This window comes from Sphingomonas sp. UV9 (genome assembly GCF_004101245.1).
Taxonomy (GTDB): domain Bacteria; phylum Pseudomonadota; class Alphaproteobacteria; order Sphingomonadales; family Sphingomonadaceae; genus Sphingomonas.
Window position 1 is genome coordinate 433,793 of sequence record NZ_SCIN01000002.1, and the last position, 15,062, is coordinate 448,854.

The 15,062-nt window shown below is 66.4% G+C and carries 14 protein-coding genes and 1 tRNA gene; 11 read left to right on the top strand and 4 right to left on the bottom strand.

Going from position 1 to position 15,062, the window contains the following annotated elements; translation table 11 throughout:
* Nucleotide 1 precedes the first annotated feature (1 nt).
* Complete coding sequence (gene sppA, locus EQZ23_RS08390) at nucleotides 2–1,957, bottom strand: signal peptide peptidase SppA (RefSeq protein WP_128454004.1); 1,956 nt, start codon at nucleotides 1,955–1,957, stop codon at nucleotides 2–4.
* A gap of 480 nt (nucleotides 1,958–2,437) precedes the next feature.
* Here sppA and groES point away from each other — a divergent pair, with 480 nt between their 5' ends.
* The 6 genes from groES (at nucleotide 2,438) to EQZ23_RS08420 (ending at nucleotide 7,343) form a co-directional block, all read left to right on the top strand.
* Nucleotides 2,438–2,725, top strand: a complete 288-nt coding sequence (gene groES / locus EQZ23_RS08395) for a co-chaperone GroES (RefSeq protein WP_055873868.1) — start codon at nucleotides 2,438–2,440, stop codon at nucleotides 2,723–2,725.
* Nucleotides 2,726–2,844: 119 nt separating this feature from the next.
* On the top strand, nucleotides 2,845–4,488 hold the full coding sequence (groL, locus tag EQZ23_RS08400) for a chaperonin GroEL (protein ID WP_128454005.1): 1,644 nt from the start codon (nucleotides 2,845–2,847) through the stop codon (nucleotides 4,486–4,488).
* A 195-nt stretch (nucleotides 4,489–4,683) separates the two neighbouring features.
* The gene (locus EQZ23_RS08405) at nucleotides 4,684–5,247 is read left to right on the top strand and encodes a Uma2 family endonuclease (RefSeq protein ID WP_128454006.1); all 564 of its coding nucleotides are present in this window, start codon (nucleotides 4,684–4,686) and stop codon (nucleotides 5,245–5,247) included.
* A 191-nt stretch (nucleotides 5,248–5,438) separates the two neighbouring features.
* Complete coding sequence (locus EQZ23_RS08410; RefSeq protein WP_128454007.1) at nucleotides 5,439–6,386, top strand: sigma factor-like helix-turn-helix DNA-binding protein; 948 nt, start codon at nucleotides 5,439–5,441, stop codon at nucleotides 6,384–6,386.
* A 34-nt stretch (nucleotides 6,387–6,420) separates the two neighbouring features.
* The gene (locus EQZ23_RS08415) at nucleotides 6,421–6,879 is read left to right on the top strand and encodes a hypothetical protein (RefSeq protein WP_128454008.1); all 459 of its coding nucleotides are present in this window, start codon (nucleotides 6,421–6,423) and stop codon (nucleotides 6,877–6,879) included.
* 20 nt (nucleotides 6,880–6,899) lie between these two features.
* Entirely contained in the window at nucleotides 6,900–7,343 is a 444-nt protein-coding gene (locus EQZ23_RS08420) for a winged helix DNA-binding protein (protein WP_128454009.1), read from the top strand.
* Nucleotides 7,344–7,390: 47 nt separating this feature from the next.
* Here the strand turns inward: EQZ23_RS08420 and EQZ23_RS08425 are convergent.
* Nucleotides 7,391–7,464, bottom strand: a tRNA-Gly gene (locus tag EQZ23_RS08425).
* Nucleotides 7,465–7,582: 118 nt separating this feature from the next.
* Here EQZ23_RS08425 and EQZ23_RS08430 point away from each other — a divergent pair.
* Nucleotides 7,583–8,857 carry a DUF1295 domain-containing protein gene (locus EQZ23_RS08430; RefSeq protein ID WP_128454010.1) on the top strand — a complete coding sequence of 425 codons (1,275 nt, stop codon included), beginning with the start codon at nucleotides 7,583–7,585 and terminating at the stop codon, nucleotides 8,855–8,857.
* Nucleotides 8,858–8,887: 30 nt separating this feature from the next.
* Here EQZ23_RS08430 and EQZ23_RS08435 read toward each other — a convergent pair whose 3' ends face one another.
* Together EQZ23_RS08435 and EQZ23_RS08440 are read right to left on the bottom strand one after the other, a co-directional pair.
* Nucleotides 8,888–10,261: a glutamate--cysteine ligase gene (locus EQZ23_RS08435; protein WP_128454011.1), complete on the bottom strand. Its 1,374-nt coding sequence runs from the start codon at nucleotides 10,259–10,261 to the stop codon at nucleotides 8,888–8,890.
* An 84-nt stretch (nucleotides 10,262–10,345) separates the two neighbouring features.
* The gene (locus EQZ23_RS08440; RefSeq protein WP_128454012.1) at nucleotides 10,346–11,095 is read right to left on the bottom strand and encodes a 16S rRNA (uracil(1498)-N(3))-methyltransferase; all 750 of its coding nucleotides are present in this window, start codon (nucleotides 11,093–11,095) and stop codon (nucleotides 10,346–10,348) included.
* A gap of 431 nt (nucleotides 11,096–11,526) precedes the next feature.
* Here EQZ23_RS08440 and ubiA point away from each other — a divergent pair, with 431 nt between their 5' ends.
* From ubiA to EQZ23_RS08465, 4 genes are all read left to right on the top strand, one after another.
* Entirely contained in the window at nucleotides 11,527–12,468 is a 942-nt protein-coding gene (gene ubiA / locus EQZ23_RS08450; protein ID WP_128454014.1) for a 4-hydroxybenzoate octaprenyltransferase, read from the top strand.
* A gap of 9 nt (nucleotides 12,469–12,477) precedes the next feature.
* Entirely contained in the window at nucleotides 12,478–13,824 is a 1,347-nt protein-coding gene (locus tag EQZ23_RS08455) for a TldD/PmbA family protein (RefSeq protein ID WP_128454015.1), read from the top strand.
* 43 nt (nucleotides 13,825–13,867) lie between these two features.
* Entirely contained in the window at nucleotides 13,868–14,632 is a 765-nt protein-coding gene (locus tag EQZ23_RS08460; RefSeq protein ID WP_128454691.1) for a 3'(2'),5'-bisphosphate nucleotidase CysQ, read from the top strand.
* Between the two features lie 163 nt (nucleotides 14,633–14,795).
* Nucleotides 14,796–14,987 carry a hypothetical protein gene (locus EQZ23_RS08465; RefSeq protein WP_128454016.1) on the top strand — a complete coding sequence of 64 codons (192 nt, stop codon included), beginning with the start codon at nucleotides 14,796–14,798 and terminating at the stop codon, nucleotides 14,985–14,987.
* The last annotated feature ends 75 nt before the right edge of the window (nucleotides 14,988–15,062 follow it).

Consider the following 15,062-nt stretch of genomic DNA (forward strand, 5'->3'; position numbering starts at 1 on the left):
ATCAGAACCCGATCCGTGCCAGCAGCAGGTCGAGCAGCTTGGCGTCGCCGATGTCGGTCGTCGTCGGCCCCATCCCGCCGCACTCCAGGCAGCGCGCCTGGATCGAGCCCGACGTCGCCAGCCGCTTCATGTCGCCGACCGCGCGCGCGAGCATCTGGCGACGGTCCGCGGCGACATGCGCGAAGGCATCGCCGCCGCCTGCGTCATCCGAATCGTCGCTGCCGAAATCCTGCACCAGTGTTGCGAGGAAGCCCGGCTTCTTCTCGAGATATTCGGCGTGCACCTTGGCGGGATCGAGCTTGGCGCGCTTGGCGGCTTCGTCGATCGCGTCCTGCAACGTGCCGAAGCGGTCGACCAGGCCGATCTGGCGCGCGGTGCCGCCGTCCCAGACGCGGCCCTGGCCGATCTCGTCCACCCGCGCCGGCGTCATCTTGCGCGATGCCGCCACGCGCGCGATGAACTGGCGATAGCCGTTCTCGATGCCCGCCTGCGCGATCGAGTCGAACATCGGCGTGGTGCCGCCGACGATATCGGGCTGGCCCGACAGCGGCGTGGTCTTCACCCCGTCGCTGGTCACGCCGACCTTGGCGAGCGCGTTCTCGAAGGTCGGGATGACGCCGAAGATACCGATCGAGCCGGTGATCGTGCCGGGCTCGGCGAAGATCACGTCGGCGGGCGTCGACACCCAATAGCCGCCGCTCGCGGCCAGGCCGCCCATCGACACGACGATCGGCAGCTTCTGGCGCTTGGCCTCCAGGATCGCGAGCCGGATCTGCTCCGAGGCGAGCACCGAGCCGCCCGGCGAGTCGACGCGCACGACAAGCGCCTTCAGTGTCTTCTTGGCGAGCCCATCGAGCACCGCCTTCTCGATCGTGTTGCCCGCGGCCTTGCCGGGGCCGCTGTCGCCGTCGATGATCTCGCCGGCGATCGTCAGCACGCCGATCGCGTCGCCCGCGGTCGGCAGCGGGTTAACCTTCACCCACGCGTCGTATTTGATCGTGGTGAAATTGCCCGCGGGCTTCTTTTCGTCGCTGCCGGCGTATTCCGCCACGCGGCGGCCGAACGCGGTCCGGTCGCCGAGCTTGTCGACGATCCCTGCGCGCAGGTTCGCCTCGGCGATGTTGCCGTTCGCCGCGATGATGACCTTGTCGGGCGCGCTCATGAACTGCGCGATCTGCGCCTTGGGCCGCGCCTTGGCGATCGCCTCGCGCCACTGCGAGAACAATGTCCCGTACAGCGCCGTGCTCGCCGCCTTGGCGTCCTCGCTCTGGTCGGCGCGCGTGTACGGCTCGACGAACGACTTGTAGCGACCGACCCGGTAGACGTGCGCGTTGACGCCGAGCTTGTCGATCAGGCCCTTGTAATAGAGCTGGTTGCCGCCCGGTCCCATGAAGATCGTGCCGCCCAGCGGGTTGACCCAGATCTCGCTCGCACTGGCCGCGAGGCGGTAGCCGCCGTCGGTATAGGCGGTGGCATAGGCCAGCACCGGCTTGCCGCCCGCGCGTACTCGGGCCAGCGCGTCGCCGACTTCGCCCAGGGCCGCGGGATAGGCGCCGCCGAACCGGTCGAGATCGAGCACGACGACCTTGACCCGCGCATCGGTTCTGGCGGCGTCGATCGCGCGGATCACGTCGCGCAGGCGGAACTGGCGCGCCGCCGGCTGCCCCGACAGAGCGGCGAACGCGGCCTGCTCCTCGGGCTGCTCGACGATCGAGCCATTGAGGTCGAGCACCAGCGCGCCGTCCTTGATCGCCGTCGTGCTCTGCCGCGCGTTGAGCGCCGCGAAGATGAGGCCGAAGAACAACAGCATCGCGATCAGGACGAGCGCGTCCTTGATCGCGACAAGCAGTTTCCACACGCCGCGCACCAACCGCCATTTCCGCCGCGGCGGGCGGGCGGGATCGGTGTAGGACGGGGCCGGGGAGGAGGCGTAGGACGGCGCTGCGGAGTCGGTCATGGACGCAGCGCTAACGCATGCACGGGTCGAGGTAAATGGCCTGTGTTACGGCGCCAACACAGGGCGCTTTGAGAGGCAGCGACGATGGTCCAGTCGCAACCCAATCCCCCTTCCGCCTGCGGGAGGGGTTAGGGGAGGGGCGTGCCGCAGACGAGCCGTCCCGAAACCCCTCCCCCGACCCCACCCGCAAGCGGAAGGGGAGCAGAAAGGACAGTCCAGAATGCCCCGCGTTCTCCTGCGAACGCAGGAGCCCAGGATCACAAGCGCTGGTCTCGGTACCCTGGACTCCCGCATTCGCAGGAGAACGGAGCGCCGTCTTCGAACCCCTTCGGCCACGATGCCCGAATACCACGCCCACCCGAAAATAATTCCGGGCCGGAACCTTTGACATGGGCAGGGTGCAGCCACATATGCCGTTCGTTGGCACTCGGGATCCCTGAGTGCCAGAAATCTGTCACAATCCAAAAGGACATGGATCCCATGAACTTTCGTCCATTGCATGATCGCGTGCTGGTGAAGCGCCTCGAAGCCGAAGAGAAGACGGCTGGCGGCATCATCATCCCCGACACCGCCAAGGAAAAGCCGCAGGAAGGCGAAGTCGTCGCCGTCGGCACCGGGACCCGCGCCGAGAACGGCACGATCACCCCGCTCGACGTCAAGGCCGGCGACAAGGTTCTGTTCGGCAAGTGGTCGGGCACCGAGGTCAAGGTCGACGGTGAGGATCTCCTCATCATGAAGGAATCGGACATTCTCGGCATCGTCGGCTGACCCGACGGGCGCGCGATCGTCGGCCCCGGCTGACGTGAACGCGCCGAGAAAGGCTGGCAGCGATATCCGCGCCAGCGTCTGCACTCCCTATACTTCACTCAATCGAAAGGGCAGCTGACATGGCTTCCAAGGACGTAAAATTCGGTCGTGACGCGCGTGAGCGCATCCTCCGCGGCGTCGACATCCTCGCCGACGCAGTCAAGGTGACCTTGGGGCCCAAGGGCCGCAACGTCGTCATCGACAAGAGCTTCGGCGCACCGCGCATCACCAAGGACGGCGTCACCGTCGCCAAGGAAATCGAGCTCAAGGACAAGTTCGAGAACATGGGCGCGCAGATGCTGCGCGAAGTGGCCTCGAAGACCAACGACATCGCTGGTGACGGCACGACCACCGCGACGGTCCTGGCGCAGGCCATCGTTCGCGAGGGCATGAAGTCGGTCGCAGCGGGCATGAACCCGATGGACCTGAAGCGCGGCATCGATCTCGCCGTCGTCAAGGTCGTCGAGGACGTCAAGGCGCGTTCGAAGCCGGTTTCGGGTTCGAAGGAAGTGGCGCAGGTCGGCATCATCTCGGCCAATGGCGACCGTGAAGTCGGCGAGAAGATCGCCGAAGCCATGGAGAAGGTCGGCAAGGAAGGCGTGATCACCGTCGAGGAAGCCAAGGGTCTCGAATTCGAGCTCGACGTCGTCGAAGGCATGCAGTTCGACCGCGGCTATCTCTCGCCCTACTTCATCACCAACCCCGAGAAGATGACCGTCGAGCTTCAGGATCCCTACATCCTGATCCACGAGAAGAAGCTGTCGAACCTGCAGGCGATGCTCCCGATCCTGGAAGCCGTCGTTCAGTCGGGTCGTCCGCTCCTGATCATCGCCGAGGACATCGAGGGTGAGGCACTCGCCACGCTCGTCGTCAACAAGCTGCGCGGCGGCCTGAAGGTCGCAGCGGTCAAGGCACCGGGCTTCGGCGATCGTCGCAAGGCGATGCTCGAGGACATCGCGATCCTGACCAAGGGCGAGATGATCTCGGAAGACCTCGGCATCAAGCTCGAGACCGTCACGCTCGGCATGCTCGGCACCGCCAAGCGCGTCACGATCGACAAGGACAACACCGTCATTGTCGACGGTGCCGGCGATCATGACTCGATCAAGGGCCGCACCGAAGCGATCCGTCAGCAGATCGAGAACACGACCAGCGACTATGACAAGGAGAAGCTCCAGGAGCGTCTCGCCAAGCTCGCCGGTGGCGTTGCGGTGATCAAGGTCGGCGGTTCGTCGGAAGTCGAAGTCAAGGAGCGCAAGGATCGCGTCGACGACGCGCTGCACGCAACCCGCGCAGCCGTCGAAGAGGGCATCGTCCCCGGTGGTGGTACGGCGCTGCTGTACGCGACCAAGGTCCTCGACGGCCTGACCGGTGCGAACGAAGACCAGACGCGCGGTATCGACATCGTCCGCAAGTCGCTGACGGCTCTGGTTCGCCAGATCGCGCAGAATGCGGGTCATGACGGTGCGGTGGTTTCGGGCAAGCTGCTCGACGGCAACGACTCGAACATCGGCTTCAACGCCGCGACTGACACCTACGAGAACCTGGTGGAAGCCGGCGTGATCGATCCGACCAAGGTCGTCCGCACCGCGCTGCAGAACGCAGCATCGGTCGCAGGCCTCCTGATCACGACCGAAGCGGCCGTGAGCGAAATGGCCGAAGACAAGCCTGCCATGCCCATGGGCGGCGGCGGCATGGGCGGCATGGGCGGCATGGATTTCTGATTTCGGACGGGGCCAGCATGCTGGCCCCGACACGAAATCAGAACGGCCGGCGGGCTGGCGGCATGGCCGTCAGTCCCGTCCGACGAAAAGGGCCGGCTTTGCCGGTCCTCCGTTCCGAACAGACGACCAGAGCAAAGGGCCGGGGAGCAATCCCCGGCCCTTTGTTTGTCTACGGACAAGTGGTAAAACCCGGTCATGCGGCACGATCCCCTCTACAAGAAGATCACGGTCGACGAGTTCATGGCGATCGACTTCGGTACCGACCGCAAGTTCGAGCTGGTTGATGGCGCCATCCGCATGATGACCGGCGGCACGCCTGCGCATTCCCGCGTCGCCAGTAATATCCTCATCTACCTTGGCGCAAAGCTTCGCGGTACAGGCTGCCGTGCCTATAATTCCGACATGGGCGTGTGTGTCACCGACACCGACCTGCGCTACCCCGACGTCAGCGTCTTCTGCGGTAACCCCGCCACGCCCGAGCGCGAAAAACAGCGCGTGTTCGGCGATCCGACGATCATTTTCGAAGTCCTCTCCGGCTCGACTGCCAGGATCGACCAGGGCAGCAAGCTCGCCGAATATCGCGAACTTGCCTCGATCGACACGATCGTCTTTGCCGACCCCGAGAACGAACTTACCCGCGTCGTCCAGCGCCTCGGACCGACGACATGGCGGGACGACATGTTCGCGCAGCCACACGACGTCGCACTGCCGTCGATCGGCCTGACCATCCCGCATACGGAAATCTTCGCCCGAGACTGAACTCGGTCGCGCAACGCCGTTCTCGATCTCGTTCCCGCCTGTGGCGACGCTGGTCGCGCCCGATGCCTCCAACCTTATTCGGCACGCTCGTTTTCGGGCGCCAATGCTCATAGTGACGATCGGTTCGACGTCGCGCCGCTATCTCGAACGCGGCAGGTGCAACCGCCGCGCGTTCACGCTACCACCCTGCCATGACCGCAGGACGTATCGATCAGTTGACCGAAGCCCAGCGCGCCTGTCTGCGATTGGTGCTGACCCACCATAATTCGAAGGAGATCGCCGCGATCTTCGGCGTGTCGCCGTCCGCGATCGACAAGCGGATCGAGCGCGCGATCCAGGTCCTCGGCGTCGGTACGCGGTTCGAAGCGGCACGGCGGCTCGAGGAGCACGAGCGCGGCGCAACTGGCGAGACGGTGTTGGTTCGGGAAGAAACCCGCTCCGACGCGCCTGCGCCCACATACGAACGGCTACCATCCGAACCAATCGACGTTCCCATCCCCCCCTCCGACACTCCAGACAGCGCTCAGATCGAGCCGTGGGGGCTTGTTCGCCGCTTCTTCGGAATGTCCGGAGCTGGCGGATCGACGGGAGTGGCGCGCAATCGCTCTTCGGTTGGCGACAGGATAGTCCGACTGATCGTGCTCATGGGCCTGATCGCCGTCACTTCGATGGCGCTCGTGAACATGGCGATGACGTTGACCAGCCTGTTGCGATCGAACCGAGACCGCAATGCTCCGGTACACGGTGCCGCAACGACGGCGCCATCGGGGAGAACGACGATGTTGAAACAGCGACGTGAGGCGACCGACAAGGTCACGGTCGATTTTCTGAAGGCCGAGGCTGCGGTCGATCATGCAGCGATGCTGGCGGCATCGTGCGTATCGACACTGTTGCAGCAGCGTGCTGCGGCCAACCTGCCGGTTGGTACCGGCGTGATGGCGTTGCAGATGCTATCGCAGGCATCGCTCGACATCATCAACGCGCGGCAACGCTTCGTCGAGGCGCATCGCGCGCTGGTCGACGTCCGTGCCGAGATCGGTCTCGGTCAGTTCTACGGGTATGGCGATACCGCGGAATGTCCGCCCAACGAAGGTGCGCTTCGTGCCGAAGGCCCGGTTCGCTTGGCGGCGGTGGCCTGAACGGCCGGTTTCGGTCCTGCTTTGGAGGTAAGAGTTGGATCGGGTCTGGCTGTTCTACGCGATACAGGTGACCGCGTCCGGCTATGCCGTCCTCCGGGGTGGTGCACCGGAGCGGTTGACGGGATTGGCGCTGCTGCTCGCGGCCGTTTCGACCGGCCTCGTCCAGCGGAATATTCCGTTCCTGTTCGCGGGGCTTGAGGCGGGCGTGCTGATTGTCGACCTGATGCTGCTCGCGGCGATGATCGCGATCACGCTGAAGGCCGATCGGTTTTGGCCGGCATGGGCAACTGCGCTCCACGCGTTGGGGACGGGGGCTCATCTGGCTCGGGCGATCAGTCCTGACGTGATCCGGCTCGTCTATGCCGTCCTCTCCGCCGCCTGGAGCTATCCCATCGTCCTGCTTCTCGTGATCGGGACAGTCAGGCACTCGCGCAGGATCCGGGCACGTGGCTGGGATCTCGACTGGAGTCGCCAGGACCCGACCCTGCGCTGAAGCATATTCGGAAGACGTTTATGACCTACGCAATTTCCGTGGTGCCCATCACGGTCGCAAAGCGTGCGGCTTTCCCGCCCGCCGTCAGCTTGCCCATCGCCGACGACCCGCAATCGGGTACGGTCTCGTCGCCGGCGTTGGTCGAGGTTGCCAAGCGGCTGTACGCCGTCAGGAAGGTTCGTGACGAACTGCTCGGCGAGGCGTTGTTTTCGGAACCCGCATGGGACATCCTGCTGGATCTGTTCATTTCCGATCACGAGCGTCGCCAGCTCAGCGTCTCGGCAGTCTGCATCGGTGCGCGCGCGCCCTCGGCGACCGCGTTGCGCTACCTGACGATGTTGCAGGACGCGGACCTGGTCGAACGGACGCGCGACGAGCGCGACGGTCGGCGTTCGCATGTACGGCTGACGGTGCTCGGTCGACGGCGTATGACCAGCCTGTTGGCGCAATTCATCGTCGAATGAAGGCAACCGCAGCGAGGCTGGGGTTGCTCAAATCGGCGGCGCCGAATTGGAGCGGGTAACGGGAATCGAACCCGTGTATTCAGCTTGGAAGGCTGCTGTACTACCATTGTACTATACCCGCCCGACGCATCTGAGCGAGCGGTGGAACTAGCGTCGCGGCGCGCGCGGCGCAAGCGTCCGTGTGCGTTCACCCGAACATGCTTCATGCCTTCATTACCATATTGCGCTAGGCCGTCGGCATGGATTACGACCCAGCGATTGCCGTTCCTGCCACGACCGATCCCCGACCGAAGTCGGCGGTCAGCCACGGCGCGGGCTTGGCCGGGCTCGTCGGTGTGCTCGCGTGGATCTGTATCGCGCGGCATTTCGGCATGGACGGGCCCTATTCGGCGCTCATCAACGTCGCCGCGTGTGGCACGCCGATGATCGCCTGGTCGCTGCTGGTCGACAAGGTCCACCTCAGCCCGAGTACCGGTATCGACTGGTCAGCAGCGAAACCGTTGCGCGAGACCCTCGATCTCAGCCTTACAAAGCTTGCCGGGTTATGGGCCACCTGGGCGGCGATCGCGGTGATCTACGGCGCTGGGCGCTTCTATTGGCAGGGCAATTTCGCGTTTGCGATGTGGTGCTTCACCAATGCCGCGCCGATCCTGTTCGTCGCCTCCATCCCGTACGTGCTGTGGATCGATCGTTATCTGGTCAAGCCGCGTGACGGCGCGTGGCATCTCGGTGCGTGGATGACGGGGCAGGCGGGCGTCGACCATGAGGCGATCTACGGCCATCTGCGCGCGTGGGGGGTGAAGACGTTCTTCCTCGCCTTCATGCTTGCGATCGTCCCGCCGGGGTTCGGCGATTTCGTTCGCGGCGATGTCACATCGGTGCTGCGCGACCCGGTCGCGTTGGCGAGCTGGCTGGTGACGCTGATGTTCCTGATCGACGTGGCGTTCGCGACGGTCGGCTATCTGCTGACGTTCCGACCGCTCGACTCGCACATCCGCAGCGCCAATCCGTTCGCGGCGGCATGGATGCCGGCGCTGATGTGCTATCCGCCGTTCATTCTCATGACCCCCGGCGGTCCGCTCGATTATCATCCGGGCACGTCGGACTGGGCGTATTGGTTCCAGGGGCATCCGGTTCTGCTGACCCTGATCGGTGCGGTGCTGGTCGGACTGACCGCGATCTATGCGTGGGCGACGATGGCGTTCGGCTTCCGCTTCTCGAACCTCACCAACCGCGGCATCCTGACGCACGGGCCGTATGCAGTGTCGCGCCACCCCGCTTATCTGTCGAAGAACATATTCTGGTGGATTTCCACGATCCCCGTGCTGACGCTCGGCAGCTTTGTCGACGCTGTGCGCGCAACGCTCCTGATGGCGGCGGTCAGCGGCGTGTATTACTGGCGCGCCAAGACCGAGGAGCGGCATCTGAAGCTCGACCCGGACTACCGCGCCTATTTCGACTGGATGACTCGCAACGGCCTGGTGCCGCGCCTCTTCGCGAAGCTGCGGGGCTAATTCCCCCCCCCGCATGCGGGAGGGGAGTAGTTAGAAGCTCGATTCGTCGTAGACCTTCGACACGTCGCCGCCCCAGACGCCGTGATACTTTTCGAGCAGCACTTCGGCCGGCACCTTGCCGCTGCGGACGATCTCGCGCAGCGGATCGAGGAAGCCGCTCTCATTGTCGCCAGCCCGATTGAACCGTGCCCGCGCCGTCAGCCCGGCCCCGGCGATGTCGAGCGCCTGACCCGCGATGTCGCGCAGCTTGCCCCCGCCCGCGATCGGCGCGTCGAGGCCTAGTTTTGGCACCGCATCGCGCAACGCCTGGCGCTCGTCGATCGTCCAGTCCTTGACCAGATCCCACGTCGCATCGAGCGCACCCTGATCGTACAGCAACCCGACCCACAGGGCCGGCAGCGCACAGATGCGGTTCCAAGGGCCGCCATCGGCCCCGCGCATCTCGAGGAAGGTCTTCAGCCGCACCTCGGGAAACGCGGTCGACAGATGGTCCGTCCAGTCGTCGAGCGTCGGCTTCTCGCCGGGGAGAACGCTGAGTTCGCCCTTCAGGAAATCGCGGAACGACAGCCCGGCGGCGTCGATATATTTCCCCTCGCGGTAGACGAAGTACATCGGCACATCGAGCGCGTACTCGGCGTAGCGCTCGTAGCCGAACCCGTCCTCGAACACGAACGGCAGCATGCCGGTGCGGTGCGGATCGGTGTCCGACCAGATATGGCTGCGATACGACAGCATGCCGTTCGGCTTGCCTTCGGTGAACGGCGAGTTGGCGAACAGCGCGGTCGCCAGCGGCTGGAGCGCCAGTCCGACGCGGAATTTCTTCGCCATGTCCGCCTCGGACGCGTAATCCAGGTTCACCTGGATCGTGCAGGTCCGCAGCATCATGTCGAGCCCCATGCTGCCGACGCGCGGCATGTGCCGCAGCATGATCGCATAGCGCCCCTTGGGCATCGTCGGCAGTTCGGCGCGCGTCTTGTCGGGCCACATGCCGAGCCCGAGGAAGCCGATGCCGAGCTTCTCGCCCGCCGCCTTCACCTGCTCCAGATGACGCCCGGTCTCGGCGCACGTCTCGTGTAAGCTGTCGAGCGGCGCGCCCGACAGCTCGAACTGGCCGGCAGGCTCCAGGCTGATGCTGCCGTCGGGCCCTGACATGGCGATCGCGTTTCCGCCCTCTATGACCGGCTTCCAGCCATATTGCTCGAGCTCGCCGAGCAACGCGCGAATGCCGCTCGGCTCGTCATACGACGGCGCGTGGTGATCGCCGTTCGCATAGACGAACTTCTCGTGCTCGGTGCCGATCCGCCACGCGTCCTTCGGCTTTTCGCCGCGCGCGAAGCTGGCGATCAACTGGTCGCGCGACTCGATCGTCGGGCTGGTCTTTGGCGGAGTTGGAATCGTCGTCATCGCCGCGCCTTACGCGTCGATGAACACGCCCGCTAGGGGGGATCCGAACCGATCGGTAGCAATATCGCCAGCCGCGCGTCGCGCTCAGCCGCCAGACCAGTCGCCGGCCGCCGCCATCCAGAGCGCGACCGCCGCCCCGGCCGCGGTTTCCGCACGAAGGATCCGCGGCCCCAGGCCGATCCCCACCGCGTTCGGATGCGCACGAATCGCCTCGCGCTCGTCCGCGTCGAACCCGCCCTCGGGCCCGATCAGGATCGCGGCCGAACCGGGCCGCCCGCGCATCGCCTCGAGTGCGGGCATGCCGCCGGTTTCGTCTGCGAAGAACAGCGCGCGGTCCTGCGGCCAGTCGCGGAGCAGCGCGGCGAGCTTCACCGGCTCGGCGACTGCGGGCAACGCGGTGCGCCCGCATTGCTCGGCCGCCTCGATCATCTGGGTGCGCAGCCGCTCGGTATTGGGCTTGTCGACGATCGTCCGCCGGGTGACCACCGGCACCAACCGCGCGACGCCGAGCTCGCACGCCTTCTCCGCCATCCAGTCGACCCGGCCTTTCTTGAGCGGCGCGGCGCACAGCCACAGATCGGGGACGTCCTCGCGTGGGCGCAGTAATTCGGTGACGTCGAGCGTGAGATCGCGCTTGCCGACGCTCGACGCGACGCCGAGCCATTCGCCGGTCCGATCGTCGAACAGCTTGACCGGGTCGCCGATCTTCATCCGCATCACCCCGACGAGATAATGCGCAGCCGGCCCGTCGACATTGAGAGGACCGACCGACAGCGGCGTATCGACGAAGAGGCGCGGCGTGGACTGCGGCGGCCAGGCTGGAATTGCAGGCATCGAGGCGTCCTAGCAAATCGTGTCGCGATGCGGGAGGGGCGAAGCGCGAGAAGGACGTCATGTACACACCTCCCCGGCGGAGGCCGGGGCCCAGGTGGAAAGGTCGTAATAACGGAGCGCGATCTCCGGTTAGCAAACTTGCCGAACTGGATCCCGGCCTCCGCCGGGGAGGCCAATATGAACGCGCTCACCGCTTCCGCCGCGCCAACATCTTCCGAACGAGCACCCAAACGACAACCGCCGCAAGAACACCGAGGACCAACACCCCCGCAACCGCCCCCGCGACGCGGAAAATCCCCCAGAACAGCGCTTCGACGAATCGCCCGACCGCGACCGAAAGGCCGATCACAAAAGAGGCTCCACACGCGACACGCCCCACCGGTAGCCGGCAAAGGCTTGCGCGCCAAACCCCGTCTTCCTACGCCGACCCGATGCAGACCAAGCCGAGCCCCGCGGAAATCGTCCCCGACAGCGAGCATCGCGGTCTCGTCGGCCGCCTCCCGCCCACGTTGCGCGGCCTAGCCCTGCTCGCGCGGTTCGATCGCCCGATCGGCTGGTGGCTGCTGTTCTGGCCGGGCGCGTGGGGCGTCGCGCTCGCGGGCGGCGCGGTGCAGCGCTGGGACCTGATCCTCTGGCTGCTGCTCGGCAGCATCGCGATGCGCGGCGCGGGCTGCGTGTTCAACGACATCGTCGACCGCGATCTCGACGCGCAGGTCGCGCGCACCCGCGCGCGGCCGATCCCGAGTGGGCTCGTGTCGATCCGGCTCGCCTGGGTGTGGCTGGTCGTGCTCTGCCTGATCGGCTTCGTGGTCCTGCTGCAGCTGAGGTTCCTGGCTGCGATCGTCGCGCTCGCCAGCCTCGCGCCGGTCGCTGCCTATCCGTTCATGAAGCGGATCACCTGGTGGCCGCAGGCGTGGCTCGGCATCGTCTTTTCCTGGGCGCTGCTGGTCGGCTGGAGCCACATCGCCGGCACGCTCGATACGCCGATGTGGCTGCTCTACGCCGGCTCGATCGCCTGGGTGATCGGTTATGACACGATCTACGCGCTGCAGGACCGCGAGGACGACGCGATGATCGGCATCCGCTCCTCCGCGCTCCGCATGGGCACGCATGTGAAGGCGGGCGTCGGGATCTTCTACGTCGCCGCCGTCGCGTTCTGGGCCGCGGCGGTCTGGACCGTCCGTCCCGATCCGCTCGCGATCGCCGCGCTCGTCCCCGTCGCGCTCCATCTCGCGTGGCAGGTCGCGACGCTCAGACCGGGCACCAGCCCCGAAGCAGGCACCGCCGCACTCGCCCGCTTCCGCGCCAACCGGTTCGCCGGCTTGCTCATGTTCCTCGCCTGTGTGGTTGTCGGCACGAGCCTGGATCCTTAAGTCGCTGATATGCTGACCCCAGACCAAGCCCGCGACCGCGCCCACGACATCGTCCAGCGCGCGAGGGCGGCGGGCGCCGACGCCGCCGACGCGGTCTTCGCCGCCGATGCCGCGCTCGACGTGTCGATCCGCCTCGGCAAGCTCGAGGATATCGGCCGCTCCGAAAGCGAGGATCTCGGCCTGCGCGTGTTCGTTGGCCAGCGTTCCGCCAGCGTCTCGACCTCCGAGCTGTCGACCGCGGCGATGGACGCGCTGGTCGAGCGCGCGGTCGCGATGGCGCGCGAGGCGCCCGAGGATCCCTGGGCCGGGCTCGCCCCCGCCGAACGCCTGCTCCGCGGCGATCCGCCGATGCTCGGCCTCGACGATGGCGGCGAGGTCAGCCCCGAACAGTTGCGCGACGCCGCGCTCGAAGCCGAGGACGCCGCCCGCGCGGTCGCCGGCGTCTCGAACAGCGAAGGCGGCGGCGCCAGCGCCTCGCGCAGCGTCTGGGCGCTCGCCACCAGTCACGGGTTCGCCGGCGCGTACGCCGCGACCGGCTACGGCGTGTCGGCCAGCGTGCTCGCGGGCGAGGGCGGCGCCATGCAACGCGACTACGCGCACAGCAGCGCCCGCCTCCGCGCGCATCTCGAAGCGCCCGACGCGATCGGCCGCCGCGCCGGGGAGCAGGCCGTCGCCCGGCTCAACCCCGGTCGCCTCGTCAGCGGACCGACCACGATCGTCTACGACCGCCGCGTCGGCGGATCGCTGGTCGGCCACATGCTCGGCGCGATCTCAGGGCAGGCGATCACGCGGAAGACCAGCTTCCTGCTCGATTCGCTCGGCACGCAGGTGTTCGCGCACGGCATCACGATCCGCGACGATCCGCACCGCCCGCACGGCCTGCGGTCGCGCCCGTTCGACGGCGAGGGCCTTCCCGTATCGCCGAGCGCGATCATCGAGGACGGCATGCTCGAACGCTGGCTGCTCGACTCCGCCTCGGCGCGGCAGCTTGGGCTCGAGCCGACCGGCCACGCCGCGCGCGGCATCGGCGGCGGGCCCGGCACGTCGGCCAGCAATGTCTTCATCGAGCCGGGCCATGTCCCGCTCGAAACGCTGATCGCCGACATCATGTCGGGCGTCTACGTCACCGAATTGATGGGCGGCGGCGCGAACGGCGTGACCGGCGACTATAGCCGCGGCGCCGCGGGCTTCCGGATCGAGAACGGCGAGATTACCGGCCCGGTCGCCGAGTTCACGATCGCCGGCAACGTGAAGGACATGTTCCTCGCGATGACGCCCGCCAACGATCTCGAATTCCGCTACGGCGTCAACGTGCCGACCCTCCGCGTGGAGGGCATGACGGTGGCGAGTGGCTGAGCGCTTGCGCGGCCCGCAGCGCTCGCCGGACTGGCTCCGCGCGATGGCCGACGCCGTATCGGCAATCGCCGCGGAGGCCGGCGCGATGGCGCACGACCGCTTCGACACCGATTTCCAGCGCTGGGAAAAGACCCCCGGCAGCCCGGTCTGCGAACTCGACATCGCGATCGACCGGATGCTCAAGGCGCGCCTGTCGACGCTGCTTCCCGAAGCCGGCTGGCTGTCGGAGGAAACCGCCGACAATGCGGATCGCCTCGCCAACGAGCTGCTCTGGGTGGTCGACCCGATCGACGGCACGCGCGACTATATCCGCGCGCGGCCCGGCTGGTGCGTCTCGATCGGGCTGGTCGACCGCGGCCGCCCGGTGATCGGCATCCTCGACGCCCCAACGCGCGGCGAACACTGGCGCGCGGTCGCCGGGCAGGGCGCCACTCGCAACGGCGTGCCGCTGAAGGCCGGCACCCGCACCGAGTTCGCTGGCAGCCGCACCCCGGTCGATGCGCTCCCCAAGGCCGACCGCGACCTCGTCATGGTCCACAAACCCAATTCGATCGCGCTGCGCATCGCGATGGTCGCCGCCGACGAAGCCGACCTCGTCGCGACGCTGCGCTGGGGCAACGAATGGGACATCGCCGCCGCGGTGCTGATCGCCAGCGAGGCGGGCGCCGCGGTGAGCGACGCGCTCGGCGCCTCGCTGGTGTTCAACAAGCCGCGGCCGCAGGCGTTTGGGGTGCTGGCGTGTGTTCCGGGGATACACGGCGCGGCGATAGACCGGTTGGCGGACCGGGCGCGCACCGTGGCGGGCTGACGGCGATCATGGGAGGGAAGCGGCCCGACCGCTTTGCCTAGCGCGTTTGAGGTTTGAGCTACGGCTCTACGGGTCATTCTTTAATTTGCGCGGCCATGCAGGATCATAATCTGCTGGCTTCAAGCGGCGGATTGCTAGCCACAGCCCGATTAGCAGTAGATCGATGGCTAGCATTCGCGGTGAACGTTCGGCCCACCATTCAATGGTCGCAATGATGAAAACGGCCAGTATCAGTATTTTGGCTGCTGCCCAAGCAGGCACGTATTCCATCTCTTCATCTTCAGGTTTTGCCGACACAGAACTACCCTTCAACCTCTCCATCGCACGCTACCGACCGATACCTGAAATTGAATGAACGACCGGTTGTAGGCAGATCGTAAGCAGCGCGGAGTGTCCGCGATTGGGCGAAAGCGAAATGGCGGGAATGGAG

Bases quoted from the DNA above. Each gene is read 5' to 3' on its own strand.
- EQZ23_RS08440 (WP_128454012.1), bottom strand. From the start codon at position 11,095: ATGCCTGCAATTCCAGCCTGGCCGCCGCAGTCCACGCCGCGCCTCTTC.
- EQZ23_RS08430 (WP_128454010.1), top strand. From the start codon at position 7,583: ATGGATTACGACCCAGCGATTGCCGTTCCTGCCACGACCGATCCCCGA.
- EQZ23_RS08465 (WP_128454016.1), top strand. From the start codon at position 14,796: ATGGCTAGCATTCGCGGTGAACGTTCGGCCCACCATTCAATGGTCGCA.
- sppA (WP_128454004.1), bottom strand. From the start codon at position 1,957: ATGACCGACTCCGCAGCGCCGTCCTACGCCTCCTCCCCGGCCCCGTCC.
- groES (WP_055873868.1), top strand. From the start codon at position 2,438: ATGAACTTTCGTCCATTGCATGATCGCGTGCTGGTGAAGCGCCTCGAA.
- EQZ23_RS08420 (WP_128454009.1), top strand. From the start codon at position 6,900: ATGACCTACGCAATTTCCGTGGTGCCCATCACGGTCGCAAAGCGTGCG.
- groL (WP_128454005.1), top strand. From the start codon at position 2,845: ATGGCTTCCAAGGACGTAAAATTCGGTCGTGACGCGCGTGAGCGCATC.
- EQZ23_RS08455 (WP_128454015.1), top strand. From the start codon at position 12,478: ATGCTGACCCCAGACCAAGCCCGCGACCGCGCCCACGACATCGTCCAG.
- ubiA (WP_128454014.1), top strand. From the start codon at position 11,527: ATGCAGACCAAGCCGAGCCCCGCGGAAATCGTCCCCGACAGCGAGCAT.
- EQZ23_RS08405 (WP_128454006.1), top strand. From the start codon at position 4,684: ATGCGGCACGATCCCCTCTACAAGAAGATCACGGTCGACGAGTTCATG.
- EQZ23_RS08460 (WP_128454691.1), top strand. From the start codon at position 13,868: ATGGCCGACGCCGTATCGGCAATCGCCGCGGAGGCCGGCGCGATGGCG.
- EQZ23_RS08435 (WP_128454011.1), bottom strand. From the start codon at position 10,261: ATGACGACGATTCCAACTCCGCCAAAGACCAGCCCGACGATCGAGTCG.
- EQZ23_RS08410 (WP_128454007.1), top strand. From the start codon at position 5,439: ATGACCGCAGGACGTATCGATCAGTTGACCGAAGCCCAGCGCGCCTGT.